This window comes from Candidatus Pantoea gossypiicola (genome assembly GCF_008632075.1).
GTDB classification, from domain to species: domain Bacteria; phylum Pseudomonadota; class Gammaproteobacteria; order Enterobacterales; family Enterobacteriaceae; genus Pantoea; species Pantoea gossypiicola.
On sequence record NZ_VWVM01000003.1, the window covers coordinates 38,817 to 60,552 of the forward strand.

A 21,736-nucleotide genomic window follows, 5' to 3' on the forward strand; every position below is an offset into this window, starting at 1 on the left:
CCGAACGGCTCACCGTGTCCAGCAGGATAAGGATGAGGAGCAGGGTAAGCACCTTGTGCTATCAGGCCTACGCCTTTGGTGAATACGTGCCTTGTCATTGCCGGCTTGCTTCAAAAAAGCAACAGTGTTTGTTATATTTATTGCTCATTGATTGTTCACTTATGCGGCAATAAAACAATAAGATGCACCGCAACTCAGGATAAAGAAATGCTTGATTACCGCTTCCCGACAGCTTTGCAAATGGTTCTGAGCGTAGCGATGGCGGAGCAAATGGGTAAACGCTCTACCAGCGCGATTCTGGCCTACGGGCTGGAAGCGAATCCCAGTTTCATTCGAAAATTAATGGTCCCGCTGACCCGTGACGGCATTATCGTCTCAACGCTGGGCCGTACCGGTTCGATTCATCTCGGCCGTCCTGCTGCGGAGATTACCCTCAAGGATATCTATGTCTCCGTCATCGAAGACAAAAAGATCTGGGCCGCGCGTCCTGATGTCGCGCCTCGCTGTCTGGTCAGTGCCAACCTCTGCTGGTACTTCAAATCGATAGCCGATGAAGCCGAGCAGGCGTCGCTGGATGTGCTGGCAAAACGCACCGTGGCAGATGCGCTCAACGAGCTGAAGAAACGCGATACCAGTAACTGCACCGCCGTACCGGAACCTGAACCCGAAGAGAGTGAAGAACTCTGCAAAAAAAGCCGCTGATGAGCGGCTTTTTTTATGCGTGTCAAATGCACATTTCTGACCCTTTTTTCACCCAACCTGCCTTTCAGACACCTGTCTCCATTAATCCCCACTTGACCTCTTACTTCAGCAGAATAAAATGACTTCACTGTATGAAGTCGCGGAGATCAGGATGAACGACGCCGTCAGGAACTTAAGGAAAAACAGCGTGAAACGCTGGAGCAGATATTTCAAACGCCGCCGCCGTCCGGCTTAAAATGGCAGGCTGTTGAGTCACTTATCAGGGCACTGGGCGGAGAGATTAAAGAGGGTAGCGGTTCACGGGTGCGTTTTCTTCTCAGAGGAAAAATTGCGCGGTTTCATCGCCCACATCCTTCGCCAGATACTGATAAAGGGGCTGTTGTTAATCTGCGTGAATGGCTGGAAAGTATTGGAGTCGATCCCTATGAATAATCGTTCAAATTCATCAATCACCGTCGCCGGGCAACCCGCAGTTATCACCTATGCTCCCGAAATCAATATGTTCCGTGGACGCTTTACTGGCCTGTCTGGCTATTGTGATTTTGTCTCTGACAGCGTGCAAGGTTTGCATAAAGAAGGGGAAATTTCGCTGCGTGAATACCTGGAAGATTGCGCTGCCTCCGGCATTAATCCCTATGCGGAGCAGGAAAAAATTAAGACCTTCACGCTGCGCTACCCTGAATCGCTGGGCGTGCGGCTGTCGCAGGCTGCGGCCCAAAATGAAACCTCGCTGAATGCGTTTATCATTGAAACGCTGAATGAAAAATTAAGGCAGCGTTAATCAACATGCTGCCAATCTCAGACAAAAAAAGGGGCGATCATCCGATCGCCCCTGTTAACGTTTACGGTTTACGCCGTCACGGTTTCGGCATCTCCTGACCGGCGCGTCACCAGCTTGCGCAGGGCGACGTAGAACACCGGCGTCAGGAAAAGGCCGAACAGCGTCACGCCGAGCATGCCGGAGAAGACGGTAATCCCGGTCACGCCGCGTACTTCTGCACCTGCGCCTTCACCCAGAATCAGCGGTATGGTACCGGCGATAAAGGCGATGGAGGTCATCACAATCGGACGCAGACGCAGGCGACACGCTTCCAGCGCCGCTTCGATAATCCCTTTGCCCTGAATCTCCAGCTCACGCGCAAATTCCACGATAAGAATCGCGTTCTTACAGGCCAGCCCCATCAGCACCACCAGTCCGACCTGTACGAAGACGTTGTTATCACCGCCGGTCAGCCAGACGCCAAACAGCGCAGAAAGCATCGTCATCGGCACAATCAGGATCACCGCCAGCGGCAGCGTCCAGCTCTCATACAGCGCCGCCAGCACCAGAAACGCCAGCAGGACGGCCATCGGGAAGACAATCAGCGCGGTATTGCCCTGGGTTGACTGCTGATAGCTCAGGTCGGTCCACTCGATGTTCATACCGTTAGGCAACAGCTGACCGGACATTGCTTCCAGCTGACTCATCGCCTGCGCCGAAGAGAGCACGCGCGGGTCGGCATCGCCAATCAAATCCGCCGCCGGATAACCGTTATAGCGGATCACCGGGTCGGGACCGTAAGTGGTGGTGATATTAACCATGCTGCCAATCGGCACCATCTCACCGCGATCGTTACGGGTACGCAGGTTAGCAATATCTTCGACACTGTCGCGGAACTCACCATCTGCCTGCGCCATGACCCGCCAGGTGCGACCAAAGCGGTTAAAGTCATTCACGTATGACGAGCCAAGATAGGTCTGCAGCGTGCTGAACAGTGCGGTCAGCGACACGCCCTGGGCTTTGGCTTTATCCCGGTCAACCTGCACATCAAGCTGTGGAACGTTGGCCTGATAGGAGGAGATAGGGAAGTGCATCCCTGGCGTCTGCATTATGCTGCCTGACAGCGTATTAATCGCCGTTTGCAACGCGCCATAGCCCAGGCCGGCACGGTCCTGCACATACAGTGAATAGCCAGAGCCTTGTCCCAGTCCCAGAATCGGCGGCGGCATAATCGAGAAACCAAAGCCCTGCTGGATTTGCGCGATCTTCGCATTGATCTCCGCGTTGATCTCCGCCGCGGTGTGCCTGCGCTCACTGAACGGCTTCAGGCCGAAGAACACCGTGCCGCTGTTCGGGGTATTGGTGAACTGCAGCGCATTCAGGCCGGGGAAGGCCACCGCATAGGCGACGCCTTCGGTCTGCATACCGATTTCGCTCATCTTACGAATCACTTCATCGGTGCGGGCCAGTGAGGAGCCTTCCGGCATCTTCACGCCACCAATCAGATAGAGCTTATCCTGGGTTGGGATAAAGCCACCCGGCACGGTGTGGAACATAAAACCGGCACCAGCCAGCAACAGGATATAAACGCCAAATACCGCGCCACGGCGACGCAGCGTGCGGCCTACCAGCGATTCATAACCGTGCGCGCTGCGCTGGAAGAAGCGGTTAAACGGACGGAACAGCCAGCCGAACAGGGCATCGATGATCCGCGTCAACCGATCTTTCGGCGCGTCATGTCCTTTCAGCAGCATCGCCGCCAGCGCAGGCGAAAGCGTCAGCGAGTTAATCGCCGAGATCACCGTAGAGATCGCGATAGTGGTGGCGAACTGCTTGTAGAACTGCCCGGTCACGCCGGAAAGAAACGCCATCGGCACAAATACGGCGCACAGCACCAGCGCAATGGCGATGATCGGCCCGGAGACCTCGCGCATCGCCTGATGGGCGGCGGCGCGCGGAGACAGCCCCATCTCAATGTTACGTTCGACGTTCTCCACGACCACAATGGCGTCATCTACCACGATACCAATTGCCAGTACCAGCCCAAACAGGCTCAGGGTGTTCAGTGAGAAGCCAAGCAGATAGAGCACGCTAAAGGTACCCACCACCGACACCGGCACCGCCAGCAGCGGAATGATCGAGGCGCGCCAGGTCTGCAGGAACAGAATCACCACCAGCACCACCAGGATCACCGCTTCCAGCAAAGTCTGAACCACGGCCTTAATCGAGTCGCGGACAAACACTGTCGGATCGTAAGGCGCAGCCCATTTCACATCGTTGGGGAAACGGGTTGCCAGCTCATCCATTTTGGCGCGCACCGCATTAGAGAGATCGATGGCGTTGGCACCCGGAGCCTGGAAGATGCCGATTCCGACCGCATCTTTATTATTGAGCTGGGAGCGCAGGGCGTAACTGCCCGATCCCATCTCAATCCGCGCTACATCGCGCAGCCGCACCAGCGAACCATCTTCAGACGTTTTCAGGATGATATCGCCGAACTGCTGCTCGCTCTCCAGTCGCCCCTGGGTGTTGATCGACAGCAGGAAGTCACTCTGCTTTTTCAGCGGCTCTGCGCCCAGCTGACCGGCAGAGACCTGGACGTTCTGCTCCTGCATCGCCGTCACCACGTCAGCGGCGGTCAGGCCACGCGCAGCGACTTTGTTGGGATCAAGCCAGACGCGCATCGCATATTCGCCCGCGCCAAAAATCTGGATCTGACCGACACCCGGCAGGCGCGCCAGCTCATCTTTCACCTTGAGCGTGGCGTAGTTACGCAGGTAGAGCGAATCATAGGTATTGTTGGGTGAGAACATGTGCACGACCAGCGTCAGCGTCGGCGACATCTTCTGGGTGGTAACACCCAACCGACGCACATCTTCCGGCAAACGGGCTTCCGCCTGTGCCACGCGGTTCTGCACCTGCACCTGTGCCTGATCGGGATCGGTGCCCGGACGGAAAGTCACGGTCGTCACCAGCACGCCATCCGAACCGGCCACTGACTTCATGTACATCATGTTTTCGACGCCGTTGATCGCCTCTTCCAGTGGCGTCGCCACGGAATCCGCAATCACTTTCGGGTTAGCGCCTGGATACTCGGCGCGTACCTGCACGCTGGGTGGCACGACGTCGGGGTACTCACTGATTGGCAGCAGCGGGATGGCAATCATGCCGGTGACAAAAATCAGAATCGACAGCACCGCAGCAAAAATAGGCCGGTCGATAAAAAAGCGGGAAAAGTCCATAGCGGCCTCGAATTATTGAGCGGCTGCCGCACGCATGGCGACCTGCTGAGCAGTGACCGGCATGCCGGGCATAAATACTTTTTGCAGACCGGCAATGATGACTTTGTCACCGGCTTGCAGACCCGATTTAACGATACGCAGGCCATCCACCATCGCGCCGGGTTGGATATCGCGCCGCTGTGCTTTACCTTCCCCATCCACCACGTAGACATATTTGCGATCCTGATCGGTCAGGACGGCTTTATCGTCAATCAGCACCGCCTCAAACTGCGCGCTGCCAGGCAGACGCACACGGGCAAACAGCCCCGGCGTGAACTGACGCTGCTGATTGTCGAGCAGGGCGCGCATACGAATGGTGCCGGTACTGGCGGTCAGCTGGTTATCCATGAAGTCGATCCTGCCCTGATGCGGAAAACCCTGTTCGCCGACCAGCCCAATCTCAGCGGGAAGGGCATGGCGCTGCTGGCCCTGACGCGCCATCGCCTGATAGTTGAGGAAGGTGTTTTCATCGACATCGAAGTAGACATACATCTGTTGCTGCGACACCAGCGTGGTCAGCACACTGGCGCTGTCGCCAGCGGTCACCAGGTTACCCGCGGTGATCATCGCCCGGCTGGCGCGACCATCAATCGGTGCGGTAACGCGGGTGAAGTCGAGGTTCAGCTGCGCCATATCGACCGCGGCTTCGGCAGCCAGCACATCGGCCTGCGCCTGGCTGGCAGCAGAGCGACGCTGTTCCCACGCCTCGCGCGAAATCGCCTGCGTGCCAATCAGCTTCTCGCTGCGGCCCGATTCGCTGCGGGCCAGACTGGCCTGACTGCGCGCCCGCGCCAGTTCCGCTTTAGCCTGCTCCAGCGCCGCGCGGTAGCTCCGGTCATCAATGGTAAACAGCACCTGACCTTTTCTGACTTCATCGCCTTCGCGATAGTTAACGGCGTCGATATAGCCCGAGACGCGTGGCCGCAGCTGTACGCTCTGCACCGCTTCCACCCGGCCATTGAAATTGTCCCACTGGCTGACCGGCTTGATCAGCACCGGCGCGGCACTCACCTCCGGCGGTGGCGGTGGGGCATTTTGCGCCACACCTTTATCGCAGCCGCTCAGTTGCGTGATGAGCAGTACCATCCCTAAGAGGGTTAAACCCTGACGAACCCGGTTCGTAATCATTGTTGTTATTCCGCGATAGATATAAAAGACGACCTGCAGGCCAATATTTGCAACTTTTAAGATTGCAATTAATCGCAGGGAGTGTAGGCTTGCGTCGCGGGCAACTGCAAGAATAACAGATACACTTTATGTGCGGTTTTAGGCAGAGCGATGAAAGCCTGACCAGTTGCGCTAAAACCCTATAAACAGTGCGGCATTTAATGTACTAATAAAACTTGCATTAAATGGCATAGTCAGCCACCCTTAAGTGTAACTGCAACTGATACTAATACTTTTCGCTACAGCGACGGGAGAGACTGGAATGATGAGTGACGCCTTTATTCACGATTTAATCGACTGGATTGATAACAACATTGAAGCACGCCTGGACCTGGATACGGTTTCAGAACGCGCGGGTTACTCCAAATGGCACCTGCAGCGTATGTTCAAAGAACATACCGGTTACCCACTGGGTGAATACATTCGGGTTAAGAAGCTGAAGAAATCAGCCGATCGTCTGACCAGCACCGATGAACCGATTCTCAATGTGGCGATCTCGTTAGGGTTCGACTCCCAACAGTCCTTTAACCGCAGCTTCAAACGTCAGTATGGTGTCGCGCCGGGTGCATGGCGTCGTCACAGCGGGGAATCGCACGCCGCATAACCTCGCCAGGGCCAGCTTGTCTGGCCCGCGCTTTTCTCCGCGCGCAAAACTGGTATCATCTGCGTCCTGTTGTCTGGGATGCCATCATGTCAAAAAAACTCTGGATTGGACTTTTCCTTGTCCTCGCGGCCTGTTTCTACGGCCTTAAACCTTATCTGAACACCGTTTCAGCCCCTGCCGAGGCGGATATCGCCACCCTGACTGACGCCCATACCGTGGCGCGCTGGGTGTTGCAGCATCAGCAATTACCGGACTACTACCTCACTAAAAGTGATGCGCGTAAGCGTGGCTGGAATCCGGCCAAAGGGAATCTGTGCGAGGTGCTGCCGGGCAGAGCTATCGGCGGCGATCGCTTTTCCAACCGTGAAAAGCGTCTGCCAGCACGTGCGGGCCGTCAGTGGTATGAAGCGGATGTGAATTATCGCTGCGGTCACCGCGACGCCGACCGCCTGGTTTACTCCTCTGACGGGCTGGTATTCCTCTCCACCGATCACTACCGCAGCTTCAGACAGGTGCCCTGATCATGCTTAACCTGACCTTTGACCTGCGTCAGCTCACTACGCGTGCGGCCTTTTATCAGCAGTTTGCTGAGCAGAGCGGCTGCCCGCAGAGCTTCGGACATAATCTGGATGCATTGTGGGACTGGCTGACGGGCGGGATGGCGCTGCCTGCCACGATGTGGCTGCAGCACTATGCTGCGCATGAAGCGGATTTAGCGCCGGTGCTGGCGCTGCTGGAAGAGGCGGCGCAGTCGCTGGAGGGCGAACTGCGCCTGATTATTGATTAAGTGCGCAGGGGCTTAAGGAGCGCAATCAGCGCTTCGCGGGCCGCCAGCGGCAGATCGCCGCCGCCGGTGTAACCATTGTTCTCAATGATCACCTGATTCAGCCCCACCAGCCAGTCGTAGATATAGTATGCGGTGTGGTTGGCCGGCGCAGCAGAGAGTTTGGTCAGGCGCTGACCGGCACTGAAGCTGACGCTGGGTGCCGGAGGACGGGAGAAAATCACCTGCCCCCGGTTAACCCGGCTGGCCGGACGTTCCGATTCAGGCCGCTGTAAAAAGCCGAGCCAGGCCACAAAATCCCCCAGCACCGTCATCGCCCGCGTCACCTGACGATCGGCGCGGGATTCATGGCTGACGCTCTGGGTATCCGGCTCATGCAGCGCCTGCTGCAGCTTCTGCGCGATATCGGTGCGGAATCCGGCCGTGATCAGCTCCTCTACCAGCCACTCCATCGTCGCTTTGTCGACGTTCAGCAACGCCAGCAGGCTGCGATTCTCGGGTAGCTGACGCAGATGATCCAGCCACAGCAGCAGCACCTGACGCGGATACTGCTGAGTGCTTTGCAGACTCTGACGCGACTGAACCGGCGCTTCCGCCGGACTTTCGCTGAACAGGTCAAATTCAAACCCGATACCAAACTGATTTTCCGGTGCCTGAATCGTGGCCGGTTTACTGCCTGGCTGGGCCGACTGATTGAGCCAGAGCTGGCGCAGCGCTTCACGCGGCGGCTGCAGGCGCTCCAGCAGCTCGCCATGCAGGCCGGTGCGATGCTGTAAACACTTCAGCAGCGTGTCGGCGATATTCTGTTTGCGTGCCGCCTGCTCCGGGCTGGCACCCGCTTCGGTCCAGGGCAACAGACGTCGCTCCACCACGGTGTGCTGGATCTGCGCCAGCTGAGCCAGCAGCATGTCGCGACGGGCTTCCGGCTGCATCTCTTCCAGCAACCAGTTCGCCATGCGATCGACGCCTGCGCGATCCAGTGCCAGCATCGATCCCCAGTGTTGCCCCGGCTGTCCCATCTGACGCTGAACGGCTTCATCGACGTTGACCTGCTGATGACGGGCATCGAACGGGGTAATCGCCCAAATCAGACGCGGTTTCTCTGCGGAGTCCTGGGCAGGCTGGTGACGCTGCCATTCGCGCAGCGTTTCGCTGGCAAGGTCAGCATCCTGACGCTGGCTGGCGGCGGTGCAGACCAGCAGCAGATCAATAGCCTGCCGCGCGGCATAGAAGCCGGGCAGCAGGGCGCGTTTCTGTTCCAGCAGCAGTGCACGCAGCGGATCCTGCTGCTGCAGGCGCTGACGATCTTCCTGCGTAGCCGCATCACTGGGCTGACCCGGCGCGGGCAGCTCCAGCATATCGGCATCATCATAAAGCGCGGTTCGCGGTGTGGAGCTCAGCGGGACCAGTACCTCCAGCGTCAGCAGCGCCAGTAATCCCAGCGGCACGTTCTGCGCCTTGCCGATGCGATTACCGTTCATCGGGCAGACTTCCACTGACTGCTGCTGATCCTGTTCACTGCCTGGCACAATCAGCTGCTCGGCGGGCAGCAGTGATGCGTTGGTCAGCAGGCTCAGCGGCGCGAGTACCCGGCTGCTGTTACGCAGCTGATGACGCAGGTGCAGCAGGGTACGCAGCATCTCATTCAGGTCAGGCTGAGCAGGCCACAGCAGTGAAAAGAGCTGCACCCGGTCGTCAACGCTGAGCCAGGGTGCCAGCTCAACGGCCTGCGGCCAGAAATGGCGATCCAGCCGCGCATCGTGATGCGGGCGACGGCGGCACCAGGACCAGAGCGTCACCAGCGCGTCGCCTTCCAGACCGGCCAGCGGCGTGGTGAGACGATGACGCTGCAGGCGCTGCAGGGTGCTGTCGATTTGTGTGGTGTCGGGCGTGGACGCTCTGGCACAGGCGACCATCAACCGCACCAGTTCCGCTTCGCTCAGCAGCGTCAGTTCAACCGGCCATTCGCCAGACAGCGGCTCGCGCTGATGGCTGAAGCGGGTGGCGGTCGCAAAATCGAGGTTGCCGGGATTGATATGCTGGAACCAGCTCAGCTGTTTATCGCCCATCCGGGTCACTAACTGGCCCTGGGCATCGGCCACCATTTCGTTCAGCAGCCAGGCTTTACCCGCCTGTGACTGGCCAAACAGCGCCAGCGTGACCGGACGCGCGACCTGCTGCGCCAGCGCCTGAGTCTGCACGCGCGCCTGGCGCAGTTGCAGCGTCAGGGTTTCGGCTTCCAGCGCCAGACGCGGCGACTGCTCACGGGTGGTCTCAATCCAGTTCAGACTGTTATTCAGTGCGTCCTGCAACAGGCTAAGACGTTTTGCCAGCGTTTGTGGCTGACGGGGTTTTAACGCTTTCATCGTTTACACACGCTCCCGCTGTCAATCCAGTATTGCGCATTGGCATTGCCGGTTGCTGACAGGGTGTTCAGCTTCAGACTTAACTGCTCCAGCGGCACGCGGGTACCATCGTCCAGGCGCGCATCGCTCAGCACCAGACTTTCCGGGCCGGCGGCGTCGGGACCGGCTTTGACAGCCAGACGAATGCGCAGCACGCTTTCACCGGCCACTTTGCGCGCCAGCGTAGCGTCGTTCAGCGTCAGGCTGTAGAGCGGCGAGGCGGGCCAGCGTTCATTGTCCAGTTGACGGAAACCGAGACAGACGTTGCCGCGAATACGGAAACTGCTTTTTTTATCCAGCGCATAGCCGGGATCGTCGAGGTCAATTTCGCTGTAGCAGAGGTTCTCGTCTGTCAGCGCCTGGTTTTCATCGAGCATACCAAGGTAGCGGATGGTCGAATAGGGTTCAAAATCGCCCGCGCGGAACCAGAAGCTGCTGAGGCGCAGATCCAGCGCCAGCAGGCAGAGCATCGCGCCGACCGCCGCAGTCGATTTCGGGTTATCGATGCGGCCATGTTTGTTAAACGGATACCAGTCGCTGGTGTGATAGCCCTCCAGCGACAGAATACGGCTGCCCGGCAGCGGCTGCAGATGGCGTACCAGCGCCTGAATACCCGGAAAGCGCGACGGGCGTCCGGTCAGTAGCAGCACGTCACACTGATAGAGCGACACCACTTCACACATGGAACGCAGCGCCGGAATAATAGCCATGCGGTGCTGCATAAATTCGCCGTGCAGCTGCGACAGGCTCACCACCAGCGGCACCTGCAGCAGGTCAAAGCGGCTGTTACCGCCCAGTTCGCGCTGAATTTCGCCGTTAACAAACGCCAGCACCGCCTCGCCCGGTGGCTGATCGACCAGCTCACCAAACAGCGCATTTATCTCCGCATGGCTCTCCAGCGGATCCCAGTTTTCGTAACGCTCAAGCACCGCCTGCGCCAGCGGAATAAACAGCTGTAAGGTGACCTGCTGACGCAGCGTCGCCTGACCGTCCATGCGGCTGTCGTGACCAAACAGCTTGTTCATCAGCGGTTCTGCCAGGGTCAGACCCGCTTTCTGCAGATGCTGTTGCAGCGCCGGTAAAATCCACAGCTGAATCACATCCAGCAGGATGTCGTCGCCCGCCACTTTGAAACCTTCACGGAACAGCAGCCGTGGCGTGATTTTGACGTTGTTGCCCTGACCATCATCCAGACGATACTGGGTGATGGCGAGGTCGGTGGTGCCGCCGCCGATATCAATCGAGGCGATCCGCAGGCTTTTGCCTGGCAGTTCGTCGGCCTCACGCGGACGATCGGGACGGACCATGCTGCTGAAAAAGTCTTCGGCGCGACCGGCAAAGTTGACCTGGGTTTCATTGAACAGCCAGACCATCTGACCACAGGTCGCTTCATCCCACTCCATCTGCACATCCGGCAGCGGTTTCGGGTTCTGACGCGGCAGAGAAGGTGACAGGTCATCGTCGTCCGCCAGCCAGCCCTCGGCTTTCCAGACCAGCGCCAGCGCTTCCTGCATCCGGCGGCGGAAAATTTCCCGCTCCGGCTTCGGCATCGCTGACGGCAGCGTCAGGATCACATGGCGCAGCTGACGCGGCGCGTGGCTCTGCGGCATCCGCTGACGCTGTGCTGCACTGTTCATCTGCATCAGCGCCTGTGCCAGCAGCTCACACAGCATAAAGGTCATCAGCGAACTGCGGCTGTAGTGCGGTGAAAAGACCGGCAGACGATCGTCGGGTGCCAGTGAAGAGAGCGGCTGGCCTTCGTCGTTCAGCAGAGCGGTAAAGGGGGCAGCATAGGCCAGGGGTTCAGCCTGATCGCCAGGCGTGTTAAAACGCCAGCCTGGCTGATAGCGGGCTTCATCCCACAGGTAACGACGCGGACTGGAGAGGCCGGTGCTGCCTTCCAGACCCACACGCTGCAGGGCCAGACGGCTTGCTTCACGTCCGACGCGCGTCAGTGACGGCCACATAAAGGCCTGCTCACGACCGCTCTCCAGCGAGAAGTTCGCTTTACCGAAACGCGCCTCAGCAAACTCCAGACGGCTGTCAAACAGCTCATTGTAAACCTGATGCGGCTGGGAGAGATCGCGCAGCTGCAGCTCATAGGTCTGCTTCAGGCCGTTGCTCTCTTCCGGGTGATCTTCCACCAGAATGCCGCAGGTATGGGAGTTGCCGACATCCAGAATGATATCGACGTTGACCGCCGGAGTCTGCAGCGTGGCGGCCTGGATGTAGATCTCGCTGAGGTCGAGCTGCTCGCCCAGCAATTCCAGCAGATTGAGGTAGTGCGCCTGATACTCAAACTCGCGCAGGGCCTGATTAATCGCCTGTTCACGGCGATCGGAAACGCGGTCGGTAAAAGATTCGCGCAGCCAGCCGTCAACCCAGGTCAGGTCAAGAAAATCACCCAGCTCGTAGTTGTGCCAGGCCAGCGCAAAGGTCACGCCGTTCTGCGCATCGGCAGTGCTAAGGCCGAGCTGTTCGCCGCCATCCTGTTCCGCGACACAGCGGGTATCAAAGGCCAGGGTGACGCGATGGGTATTGCCTGCCGCATCGGGCGCGGGCAGGGCCACCAGACGCATCCGCGCCCAGTTTTCCGGGCCGCCGATGAAACGACGACCGCTGGCGCAGCGCAGCATCGGCAGCGGCAGCCAGCAGGCCGCCAGAAGAGTGAGTGAGTCTGCCAGGGCGATATCGGACTCCGGGCGCACGACTTCAGCAGCACCCCCATCTTCCGGGTAGAGCAGGAATTTACCGCTGTTGCCATCGACGTTCAGGCGCAGCAGCGGGCCGTTAGCGGTCTGGCGCACAAACTGCCGACGCGCCTGGGTAGCTGAGAGTTGCAGGCCAAAATCCAGAAACTGCACACCGCTGTTTTCAATCAGCGAAATTTTTTGTTTGTCATCGATCAGGGGAGCCAGCATCGTTATTTACTCTCACGCTTAATCGTCATCGGGAAGACCCGGTCTTCAGCATACTGTGCTTCACACACGGCGGCACCCATACTCGCATGGCAGACCAGCAGCGGCATACGGTAGCGCGAATTGTTCTGGCACTTCGCCGTGTAGCGGCTCTCAATCACCATGTTACCGGCGCTGGTCATGGCGGCGCTGACATCCGCTTTACAGGTGGTATTACCCTGGGCAACCTGCACGGTGCCTTTGCCATTTTTAAACTGGAAGCGCATCACCGGCGGCTTACCGGTCGGCGTTGGCATCTGGTCGATAGTCACACGCCAGCGGCCATCAATCACCTGTACCTGACCTTCGCGCACGGCGTCCGGCGTGACAATCAAATCATCAGGTTTAGCCGGAACCGGCGGGGTGACCACACTGGCAAGGGTAGCAGATGAAGCGGCAGGTGCGGCTTCGGTCGTGCCAGCGCTGGCTGGTTTTTGCGGCTGTGACTCGGGTTGTTTCTCCGCTGTTGCTGTCTCCGCCGGTGTCGTCGCTGACGGTGTAGCAACAGGTGTGTTCGCCGCCTGGGTCTGATTCGCCACAGGTGTCGGAGTAGAAACCGCGGCGGGCGCTGAAACAGCCGCAGGGGGGGCGGCTGGCTTTGTTGATGCCACCGGTGTGGCGACAGGTTCAGGACGATGCAGCAGCACGGCCACCGTCACGGCGGCAGCAATCGCCACTGGCGGGACCAGATACCAGACGCGGAAACGGCGGCGAGCCGCCACAGGTGCAACCGGCTCTGGCTCAACGGCTGCCACGACCGGCAGCGGCTCATCTTCAGGTTCAGGTGCAGGTTCAGCGACGATGACCGGCTCGACGGCAACCGGTGCGGCAGGTAGCTCAGGCAGCGGTTCAACCAGCGCCACCGGCAGATTCTCCTCCAGCGTGTCGCGCAGGCAGGCCAGCGCATCGTCGCGGCTGCGCGCCTGAGCATCGACAAAGCCCCAGAAAGTAATAACCGGTTTGCCATCAACCAGATAAACATACTGCTGATCGGGGAATTGCAGGGTTTTGCTCAGCAGCGCACCAAACAGCCGCATCGACGGGTTCTCTGCCGCGCGCGCGCGTGTACTGAGATCCTGCATATCCTGCTGGCAGGCGGTGAGCTGCTGCAGCGCCGCCCGACGTTCATGATCGCTGGCACCCAGCCAGGATTTCACCCGGCCGCTGAAAGGGGCATACCAGTCGAGGCGATCGCCCCGTTCATTGGCCTGAGGAATGGCCAGGCAATCTGCCAGTGCGCTCTGACGGCGCAGGCGCAGGGTTTCACGAATTTGCAGTGCCGAGGCGTAGACCGGCTGGCCATTTTCACCTAATGCCAGAACTGCATCTAAATTACCGCTGCGCAGAAAAGTTTTTGCCACCTGTTGGGCCCTTATCGGTCGTTGTCTGAGGCAGAAAATCGCGTGTTATCGACGATTAGGTTGATTTTACGCGGGGCAATGACAAATCAAACGGCAGAAAAGGAGGCAAATCCAGTGTTTTTTTCAGCGGCGGGCGGAAAAAAAACCGATATTTCAGCAGCTATCACGCAATCAGGTGGTTTTATGCACCAGCACCAGGTGAGCGATAACGCCACCGATCAGTCCCCAGAAGGCCGGGCCAATGCCCAGTAAAGAGACGCCTGATGCGGTGATCAGAAACGTGATCAGGGCGCTGTCGCGTTCGGCAGGCACATCGAGTGCGCGATGCAGACTGCCGGCCAGCGTGGCCAGCAGAGCCAGACCCGCCAGCGCCTCAATCAGCACGGCGGGCAGGGCACTGAACAGCACCGCGATCAGCGCACCGGACGCGCCCGCCAGCAGATAGAACACCCCGGCCAGCACCGCTGCCCGCCAGCGTTGCTGGGGATTTGCATCGACTTCATCGCTCATGCAGATCGCCGCCGTAATCGCCGCGACGCAGACCGAAAAGCCGCCAAACGGCGACAACAGCAGCGCCGTAACACCGGTCCAGCTCATCAGAGAAGAGACCGGCGGACGGTAACCGTGCGCCTGTAACGTCGCGATGCCGGGGGCATTCTGCGACGCCATGGTCACCAGAAAATAGGGCACGCCGATCCCCAGCAGCGTGGTCAGGGTAAAGTGCGGCATTACCGGCTCGGGCAGCGCCAGCATCATCGACTGTGGCGGAAAGTGGATGGCGTGCTGGGCCAGTGCCACGGCAATCCCCACCATCAGCGTCACCAGAATGGCATACCGTGCCAGCCAGCGACGGGCCAGCAGCCAGGCGAGACACATGCTGCCACACAGCACAACGTTGTTCTGCAAATCGGCAAAGGTCTGCAACCCAAAGCGCAGCAGAATGCCCGCCAGCATTGCCGCCGCCAGCGAGGCGGGAATATGGTTCATCAGCCGGGCAAACAGGCCAGTGACGCCGCACACCACAATCAGCAGATTGGCGAAAACAAACACGCCCACCGCCTCATTCAGCGTAACGCCGTGAAAGCTGGTCGCCAGCAGCGCGGCACCCGGCGTGGACCAGGCGGCCAGCACGGGCATGCGGTAGCGCAGTGAAAGACCCAGCGAGACAATCCCCTGCGCAAGACCCAGCACTGACAGCCAGCCACCAATCTGTGCCGGCGAGGCACCCGCCGCCTGAAACATCTGATAAATAATCGCGCCGCTGCTGCTGTAGCCCACCAGCACAGCAACAAAGCCGGAGACCAGCATCGGCAGGGTAAAACGGGACTGTTCGGCTCTCGTCATGGTCAGGCTCATCATAAAGTGTGCGTTATAGCGCACATGTTCGCATAGTGCGCTATAACGCACAAGTGTTACACTGTCGGCATAACGTCACCAGCCAGGGTGACGAGAACACAGGAGAAAAAATGGCAGATTTTCAGCAACACCTGAGCGATGCGCTCAGACAGTTGCGCCAGGCCAATGGCTGGAGCCTCACGCTGACGGCGGAGCGAACCGGCGTCAGTAAAGCGATGCTGGGGCAGATTGAGCGGGGTGAATCCAGTCCGACGGTGGCAACGCTGTGGAAGATTGCTACCGGGTTCAACGTTCCCTTTTCCTTTTTTATCGACGGGAGCGCGTTACCTTCTGGCACCCTACCGGGATTCAGTCAGCCCAATGCTGATATGTCGGTGCGCTCCGTGCTGCCCTACGATCCGCAACTGCGATTTGATCTGCTGGCGGTGGAGCTGGCCGCAGGCGCGCAGAGCCATTCCTCGCCACATGAAGCGGGCTGCGTGGAACAGGTGGTGGTTATTGAGGGTGAACTGTTGCTGGGGGTCAACGATCGCTGGCGGCGTCTGCTAAAAGGCGAGGCGTTTCAGTTCAGCGCCGACGTGCCGCACAGCTACCGCAACCCGCTCAGCACGCCGCTGCGCTTTCACAGCCTGATTCACTATCTGCAACGCCCGGACGTTACAAATTGATACCGGAGCAAACTACACAGTTTACCTTCGTATCTTTATACTTTCGCTTATCGATGGAGACGGGAAATGCGCGATCTGACTGAATCTGCTGCTACGCTGCGCATGCTGGTGGGCAAGCTGGGCCGCCGGTTGCGCGAGTCAGCACCGCCTGGGGAACTCACCTGGTCGCAGGTGGCGGTGCTGGGGCATCTGGTGCGCGATGGGGCGATGACGGTGACGCAACTGGCCGCCGCCGAGGGCGTACGCACCCAGTCGATGGGGGCGACCGTCGCCGGATTAGTGGCGGCAGAACTGATAACGGGCGAGCCCGATCCCCATGATGGCCGTAAAACACGCTATCTGCCCACCGCGTCGAGCCTGGCGGTGATTACGTCGAGTCGCGCAATGCGCGATGACTGGCTGGTCCGGACGCTGGACGCGCGGCTCAGCCCGGCAGAGCAGCAGCAACTGACCGACGTTCTCCCTCTGCTGCAACGACTCACTGACTATTAAATCCGAGGATCCAACATGGCTGTAACCACACTTGATGCAAAAACTGCGCTGATTGTTATCGACCTGCAACACGGCATTGTCGCGCTGCCGCTGGTCCATGAGCCGCAGCCGGTGATTGAACGCTGTGCCGGTCTGGCTGAGGCATTTCGCGCGCACGACCTGCCGGTGGTGCTGGTTAACGTGGCCGGTGGGGCACCTGGCCGTAACGAGCAGGCGCGTCACAGCGGCGACCTGCCTGCCGACTGGGCCACGCTGGTGCCGGCGATGACGCCGCAGCAGAATGATCTCACCATCACCAAGAAAACCTGGGGCGCGTTTCATAACACGGCGCTGCATGAGGAACTGCAAAAGCGCGGCATCACTCAGGTGGTAATTTGCGGTATCGCGACCAGCATCGGCGTGGAGTCAACGGCACGTCAGGCGTATGAATTGGGTTACAACGTCACCTTAGCAACAGATGCGATGACCGATCTCAATATGGATACGCACAACAACAGTGTGACGTTGATCTTCCCGCGCCTGGGTGAAACCGGCAGCTGTGAAGATATTGTGGCGCAGCTGAAATCCCGCGCCTGATAAGCGTATGACGGTATGATCCGGGCCACGGCAAGGGTGGCCCGGATGGTTTTTAGCGGAAGGCGTAACCCAGCGTTAAGCCAACGCTATAGTTACGGCCCGGCGCAGATTCGAAGTAGCGACCATTGCTTTCGTTCACAATTACTGAACCCACGTAGTGCCGGTCAAACAGGTTATCGACCCGGCCAAACAGATCCAGCGTCCAGTTTTCCACCAGCCACTTATAGCCGCTGTTAACCGCCGCCACGGTGTAAGACGGGGTATTCACGTTGTTCTGATCGTCAGCGGCGATCTGGCTCAGATAACGCACTTCACTGCCTGCATAAAAGCCCTGTTCCGGCAGATAGCCGAGTCCGGCATAAGCCATATGGCGGGCAATGCCCGGAATGCGGTTGCCGTCACAGCTGTCACTGCCGCAGGCGTTGCTGCGATAGCGCGCATCCAGCAGGGTATAGGCCATTTTCAGCCGCCAGTCCCACCCAAACTGCTGATCCAGACTTAATTCCAGACCGCGTCGGCGGGTCTGACCGGCATTTTTATAGGTAGTCCGTCCGCCGCTGCTGGCATCCGCCACAATCTCATCGCGGGTATCTGTCTGGAACAGCGCCGCGCTGACCAGGCCATTGCCGATGCGTTTTTTGCTGCCGATCTCCAGCGTGTCGCTGGTGGCCGGTTTCAGCCCCAGGTTCAGGCCGTTCGCGCCATCCGAGCGGTAAGAGAGCTCATTAATGGTCGGGGTTTCAAAGCCGCGACCGGCGGAGATCCACGCGTTCCAGCTCGGGTCAAAAGCGTACTTCAGCGCGGCAGCGGGCAGCCATTTGTGATAACGCGCCTCGCCGCTGTCGTCGCCGTTATCGGGCCGGATATAGAAGTCATTGGAGTCAAAGTTGACGGTGCTGAAGCGCACGCCTGCATCCAGCGACAGTTTATCGGTGAGCTGCCAGTTGGTCTGCACATAAGGATCGAGCGTCCACATCAGGTTGCGCTCGTTGCGGCGCAGATTGCCCTGTTCGCCCAGCTGCGTGACGCCGTTGCTGACGGTGTAGTTTTCATAGCCCTTGCGGCGCTCGGTCATGGTTTCGTAGGCGAGGCCACCGGTCACCGCCACCGGCATCGACAGCAGCGTGTCGCGATGGGTCCAGCGGGTATCGACGCCCTGATAGTGGCGGGTCAGGTCGATCACGCCTCCTGGATGGGACGGATTACGCTGAACGGCGGCGGGAATGGACTGGAACTGCGTGGTTTCGCGCACTCCTGCATAGAGCATTACGCTGAGGTCATCGTTTTCACTCATCTGGCGCTGATAACGCAGGCCGCCCTGGGTCTGATCCACCGTTTTACGGGTGTTGTAGAGAGTAACGTTGCTGACCACCTGGCGCGGATTGTCACGCCACTGTGCCTCGGTTAAGCCGCCGGGATCCTGGGCGTCGATGTGCACGCTGTTAAACAGTAGCGTTAGCGTGCTGACATCATCGATGCGCACGCCGAGCCGGGCGTTGCCGAGGTTCTTCTGCGCAGAACTGTGATCGCGATAACCGTGGGTGGTAAAGCGGGAAGCGGAGACGGTGTAATTCACATCGCCGGCGTGCGTGCCGTCACCGGTTGCGCCGCTGGCTTTAACGCTGTTGCGCCAGCTGCCGTAACTGCCGTACCAGCTGCTGGCTTCCAGCGTGGTCGGCTGCTGACCCTGCCGGGTGGTCACATTGATCACGCCGCCCGAGGCATTGCCGTAGAGCGCAGAAAAGGGGCCGCGCAGTACCTCGACATGATCAATCGAGCCGATGTCGATATTGGAGGTCTGCGCCTGACCGTCCGGCATGGTGGCCGGGATGCCATCCACGTAGATACGTAAGCCGCGCACGCCGTAGGTTGAGCGGGAGCCAAAGCCGCGCATCGACAGCTGCAGGTCCTGGGCATAATTCTGGCGGTTCTGGATCTGCAGACCCGGCACGCTGCTGAGGTTTTCCGACAGGTTCACGCGCGGTGCCGCCTGACGCATATCGTCGCCAGTGACCACACTCAGGGCGGCGGGGGTATCGAGTTCGTTAAGACCCGTTTCCGGCGGGGCGGCCGTCACGACCAGGGTATTGTCATTGTCTGCCGCCAGCAGCGGCAGCGGCAAAATGGCAGGCAACATCAGCAGCGTCGCCTGACGCAGAGAGAGTATTTTCATTATCAGAGGCCTGAAAAAAGAAGCGTAAATGAACCAGGTAGAACCATTGCCGCATAGGGTAAGGCTTCGGGGTGCCGGGGTACACCGTTTCACGCTGGATTTTTTCTCTGTTTACCGCCAGGCTGGAATCCATCTTTTGCAGTCATAAGGCATCCAGCGTTGACGGATGCAGACACAAACTTATGGGAGTCAGCATGAAACAACCTGAAGTGGCGGTTCTGGGATTAGGCGCAATGGGGCACGCATTTGCCGCCAATCTGCTGAAAAAAGGTTTTCGCGTACACGGCTGGAACCGCACCCGCGCGCGCGGCGAGGATTTGCTGGAGGCCGGATTGCAGCTGGCTGATTCACCGGAAGAGGCGGTGCGTGAAGCCGATGTGGTGATCGCCATGCTCTCCGATGGCGGCACCACAGAGCAGGTGCTCCATCAGGCGAAAGCGGCGTTTAAACAGGGCGCGACGCTGTGCCAGATGGGTACCATCGGCGTGGAAAAAACCGACGCGCTCATCGCCTTTTTCACAGCGAAACGACCAGATCTGCTGTTTATTGACGCGCCGGTTTCCGGCACCAAAGCACCCGCAGAAAACGCACAGATTCTGGTGCTGGCCAGCGGCGATCAGAGCCGTGCCGAGGCGGCAGAAGCAGTGTTTGCCGCCATCAGCAAAGGGACAAAGTGGCTGGGCGAGGCGGGCAAAAGTACCCGCATGAAGCTGGTCATCAACAGCTGGCTGATCGGCATGATGCAGAGCCTGGCGGAGAGCACCCGGCTGGCGGAGGATTTCGGCTTTTCCACCGACGATCTCTGGCAGGTGCTGGAGGGCGGTCCGCTGGCCGCGCCCTATGCGAAGATGAAGCTTGGGATGATCGCCAGCGACGACTATACGCCGCAGATGCATCTGATCTGGGCGCTGAAGGATGCCCGCCTGGCGCTGGATGCGGCTGAAACGCCCTTACCGACGCTGGAGAACATTGCGCAACTCTGGCAGCAGGCGGTAGACGCCGGACACGGTGACGAGGATCTGGCGGTCATCTACCGCTACCTGAAGGCGCAATGAGTCAGCCGCCGTTTGACTTTAACACCCGCCCGCGGGTGCACAATTACCTGCACGGTGCCAGCGCACGCTGACCCACACCCTGCGTGCGCGCCTGTTTGATGAATCCACCAGGCAGGGTTAGCATGGTCGCCTGTTTATTCGGGTGAACACTTATGCTGATTTTTGACGGTCATAACGATCTGTTGCTTAACCTATGGCTGCATCATCGCGATGCGCCCGCGCAGGCGTTTTATCAGGGCATTGAACGGGGCCATCTCGACTTTCCACGCATTCAGCAGGGCGAGATGGGCGGCGGGCTGTTTGCGATTTTTGTACCGCCGCAGGCGTACATCGCCAGCACGGTTCCGGCCCGCGCCGATGAGCCTTATGAGCCGCTGGAGATCATGTGGCAGCAGCTCGATATCCTGCAGCAGCTGGCTGATGCGTCCGGCGGACGGGCGCGACTCTGCCGCAGCAGTGACGAGATTGCCGCCTGCCGCGCGGAAGGCGTGCTGGCGATGGTGGCGCACATTGAAGGTGCCGACGCGCTGGACGAGGAGGGCGAGCAGCTGCGCGCCTTCTGGCAGGCGGGGGTGCGCAGTATCGGGCCATTCTGGAATCTGCGCAGTCGCTTTGGTGAAGGCGTCAGCGGCTCGTTTCCCGGCACGCCCGATACCGGACCGGGTCTGACCGCCGCCGGTGAAAAGCTGATTCAGCAGGCGAGTGAGCTGAAGATGATGATCGACGTGTCGCACATGAACAGTAAGACGTTCTGGGAAACCGCCCGGCTTTCCCGTGCGCCGCTGGTCGCCAGCCACTCCAACGCGCATGCCCTCTGCCCGCAGCCGCGCAATCTGACCGACGATCAACTGGTAGCGATCCGCGACAGCGGCGGTCTGGTTGGCCTTAATTTCGGCAATGCGTTTCTGCGCGCCGATGGAAAACGCGGCGCTGACACGCCATTAACAGAAATTGTTAAGCATTGTGATCACCTGTTGAAGATAATGGGCAGCGACCATGTGGCCTTTGGCTCTGATTTCGACGGGATTACCCCTCCGGCCGCGCTGGGCGATGTCAGCGGAATGCCGCGATTGCTCGCCGCTTTTCAGGAAGCGGGCTATGATCAGAGACTGACAGAGAAGCTGGCATGGGGAAACTGGCAGCGGGTTTTACATCTGACCGGGCTGTGATAACAATTTCCTTACGTTCCGGGCTTGATCCCGACGCGCCATTGGCGCAACATCTGCCTGGAAATTGTGACGGTGCTCTCATTTAACAGCCGTCACGCCGATTTCAGACAGCACATTTACTGTTAACCAAGAGGAAGTAACTCATGTGGAAAAAACCAACTTTCGTTGATATGCGTCTCGGTCTGGAAGTGACTCTTTACATCTCCAACCGTTAATCGTTCTGCCC

19 protein-coding genes are annotated in these 21,736 nt (G+C 59.2%); 12 read left to right on the forward strand and 7 right to left on the reverse strand.

Annotated elements, in window-relative coordinates; translation table 11 throughout:
- Positions 1-207 precede the first annotated feature (207 nt).
- The 3 genes from F3I20_RS04735 to F3I20_RS04745 all read left to right on the forward strand — a co-directional run bounded on the left by F3I20_RS04735 (position 208) and on the right by F3I20_RS04745 (position 1,483).
- Entirely contained in the window at positions 208-702 is a 495-nt protein-coding gene (locus F3I20_RS04735) for an RrF2 family transcriptional regulator (RefSeq protein WP_150009990.1), read from the forward strand.
- A 195-nt stretch (positions 703-897) separates the two neighbouring features.
- A complete protein-coding gene (locus F3I20_RS04740) occupies positions 898-1,134 on the forward strand; it encodes a type II toxin-antitoxin system HicA family toxin (RefSeq protein ID WP_150010322.1) in 237 nt (78 codons plus the stop codon).
- Positions 1,127-1,483 (forward strand): type II toxin-antitoxin system HicB family antitoxin, encoded by a 357-nt coding sequence (locus F3I20_RS04745; RefSeq protein ID WP_150010324.1) that lies wholly within the window; start codon positions 1,127-1,129, stop codon positions 1,481-1,483. Before F3I20_RS04740 ends, F3I20_RS04745 begins: the two co-directional genes overlap by 8 nt.
- Positions 1,484-1,551: 68 nt before the next feature.
- On the opposite strand, the gene oqxB is transcribed toward F3I20_RS04745, so the two are convergent.
- Both oqxB and F3I20_RS04755 read right to left on the reverse strand, forming a co-directional pair.
- Positions 1,552-4,704 carry a multidrug efflux RND transporter permease subunit OqxB gene (gene oqxB, locus F3I20_RS04750; RefSeq protein ID WP_150009992.1) on the reverse strand — a complete coding sequence of 1,051 codons (3,153 nt, stop codon included), beginning with the start codon at positions 4,702-4,704 and terminating at the stop codon, positions 1,552-1,554.
- Between the two features lie 12 nt (positions 4,705-4,716).
- A complete protein-coding gene (locus F3I20_RS04755; RefSeq protein ID WP_033732608.1) occupies positions 4,717-5,871 on the reverse strand; it encodes an efflux RND transporter periplasmic adaptor subunit in 1,155 nt (384 codons plus the stop codon).
- Between the two features lie 301 nt (positions 5,872-6,172).
- On the opposite strand from F3I20_RS04755, the gene F3I20_RS04760 reads away from it, so the two are divergent.
- From F3I20_RS04760 to F3I20_RS04770, 3 genes are all read left to right on the forward strand, one after another.
- The gene (locus tag F3I20_RS04760; RefSeq protein WP_013357796.1) at positions 6,173-6,514 is read left to right on the forward strand and encodes a helix-turn-helix domain-containing protein; all 342 of its coding nucleotides are present in this window, start codon (positions 6,173-6,175) and stop codon (positions 6,512-6,514) included.
- 86 nt (positions 6,515-6,600) lie between these two features.
- A complete protein-coding gene (locus tag F3I20_RS04765; protein WP_150009994.1) occupies positions 6,601-7,035 on the forward strand; it encodes a ribonuclease domain-containing protein in 435 nt (144 codons plus the stop codon).
- Positions 7,036-7,037: 2 nt separating this feature from the next.
- Positions 7,038-7,301 carry a barstar family protein gene (locus F3I20_RS04770; protein ID WP_150009996.1) on the forward strand — a complete coding sequence of 88 codons (264 nt, stop codon included), beginning with the start codon at positions 7,038-7,040 and terminating at the stop codon, positions 7,299-7,301.
- Here F3I20_RS04770 and F3I20_RS04775 read toward each other — a convergent pair.
- The 4 genes from F3I20_RS04775 to F3I20_RS04790 all read right to left on the reverse strand — a co-directional run bounded on the left by F3I20_RS04775 (position 7,298) and on the right by F3I20_RS04790 (position 15,365).
- Positions 7,298-9,664 carry a virulence factor SrfC family protein gene (locus F3I20_RS04775; protein ID WP_150009998.1) on the reverse strand — a complete coding sequence of 789 codons (2,367 nt, stop codon included), beginning with the start codon at positions 9,662-9,664 and terminating at the stop codon, positions 7,298-7,300. The two genes, F3I20_RS04770 and F3I20_RS04775, sit on opposite strands and share 4 nt — an antisense overlap.
- Entirely contained in the window at positions 9,661-12,624 is a 2,964-nt protein-coding gene (locus F3I20_RS04780) for a virulence factor SrfB (RefSeq protein WP_150010000.1), read from the reverse strand. Before F3I20_RS04780 ends, F3I20_RS04775 begins: the two co-directional genes overlap by 4 nt.
- A 2-nt stretch (positions 12,625-12,626) precedes the next feature.
- Positions 12,627-14,021: an SrfA family protein gene (locus tag F3I20_RS04785; protein WP_150037148.1), complete on the reverse strand. Its 1,395-nt coding sequence runs from the start codon at positions 14,019-14,021 to the stop codon at positions 12,627-12,629.
- Positions 14,022-14,192: 171 nt separating this feature from the next.
- The gene (locus F3I20_RS04790) at positions 14,193-15,365 is read right to left on the reverse strand and encodes a benzoate/H(+) symporter BenE family transporter (RefSeq protein ID WP_150010005.1); all 1,173 of its coding nucleotides are present in this window, start codon (positions 15,363-15,365) and stop codon (positions 14,193-14,195) included.
- Between the two features lie 122 nt (positions 15,366-15,487).
- On the opposite strand from F3I20_RS04790, the gene F3I20_RS04795 reads away from it, so the two are divergent.
- The 3 genes from F3I20_RS04795 to F3I20_RS04805 all read left to right on the forward strand — a co-directional run bounded on the left by F3I20_RS04795 (position 15,488) and on the right by F3I20_RS04805 (position 17,113).
- Positions 15,488-16,045: a helix-turn-helix domain-containing protein gene (locus tag F3I20_RS04795; RefSeq protein WP_150010007.1), complete on the forward strand. Its 558-nt coding sequence runs from the start codon at positions 15,488-15,490 to the stop codon at positions 16,043-16,045.
- A gap of 66 nt (positions 16,046-16,111) precedes the next feature.
- Positions 16,112-16,537 (forward strand): MarR family winged helix-turn-helix transcriptional regulator, encoded by a 426-nt coding sequence (locus tag F3I20_RS04800; RefSeq protein WP_150010009.1) that lies wholly within the window; start codon positions 16,112-16,114, stop codon positions 16,535-16,537.
- Positions 16,538-16,552: 15 nt separating this feature from the next.
- Positions 16,553-17,113 (forward strand): isochorismatase family protein, encoded by a 561-nt coding sequence (locus F3I20_RS04805; protein ID WP_150010011.1) that lies wholly within the window; start codon positions 16,553-16,555, stop codon positions 17,111-17,113.
- 52 nt (positions 17,114-17,165) lie between these two features.
- Here the strand turns inward: F3I20_RS04805 and pqqU are convergent, their stop codons facing one another.
- Complete coding sequence (gene pqqU, locus F3I20_RS04810; protein WP_190286016.1) at positions 17,166-19,286, reverse strand: TonB-dependent receptor PqqU; 2,121 nt, start codon at positions 19,284-19,286, stop codon at positions 17,166-17,168.
- A 182-nt stretch (positions 19,287-19,468) separates the two neighbouring features.
- Here pqqU and F3I20_RS04815 point away from each other — a divergent pair, with 182 nt between their 5' ends.
- The 3 genes from F3I20_RS04815 (at position 19,469) to pqqA (ending at position 21,725) form a co-directional block, all read left to right on the forward strand.
- Positions 19,469-20,341: an NAD(P)-dependent oxidoreductase gene (locus tag F3I20_RS04815; protein WP_150010013.1), complete on the forward strand. Its 873-nt coding sequence runs from the start codon at positions 19,469-19,471 to the stop codon at positions 20,339-20,341.
- Between the two features lie 152 nt (positions 20,342-20,493).
- Complete coding sequence (locus tag F3I20_RS04820; RefSeq protein WP_150010015.1) at positions 20,494-21,510, forward strand: dipeptidase; 1,017 nt, start codon at positions 20,494-20,496, stop codon at positions 21,508-21,510.
- Positions 21,511-21,653: 143 nt separating this feature from the next.
- Positions 21,654-21,725: a pyrroloquinoline quinone precursor peptide PqqA gene (gene pqqA, locus F3I20_RS04825; protein WP_010245082.1), complete on the forward strand. Its 72-nt coding sequence runs from the start codon at positions 21,654-21,656 to the stop codon at positions 21,723-21,725.
- The last annotated feature ends 11 nt before the right edge of the window (positions 21,726-21,736 follow it).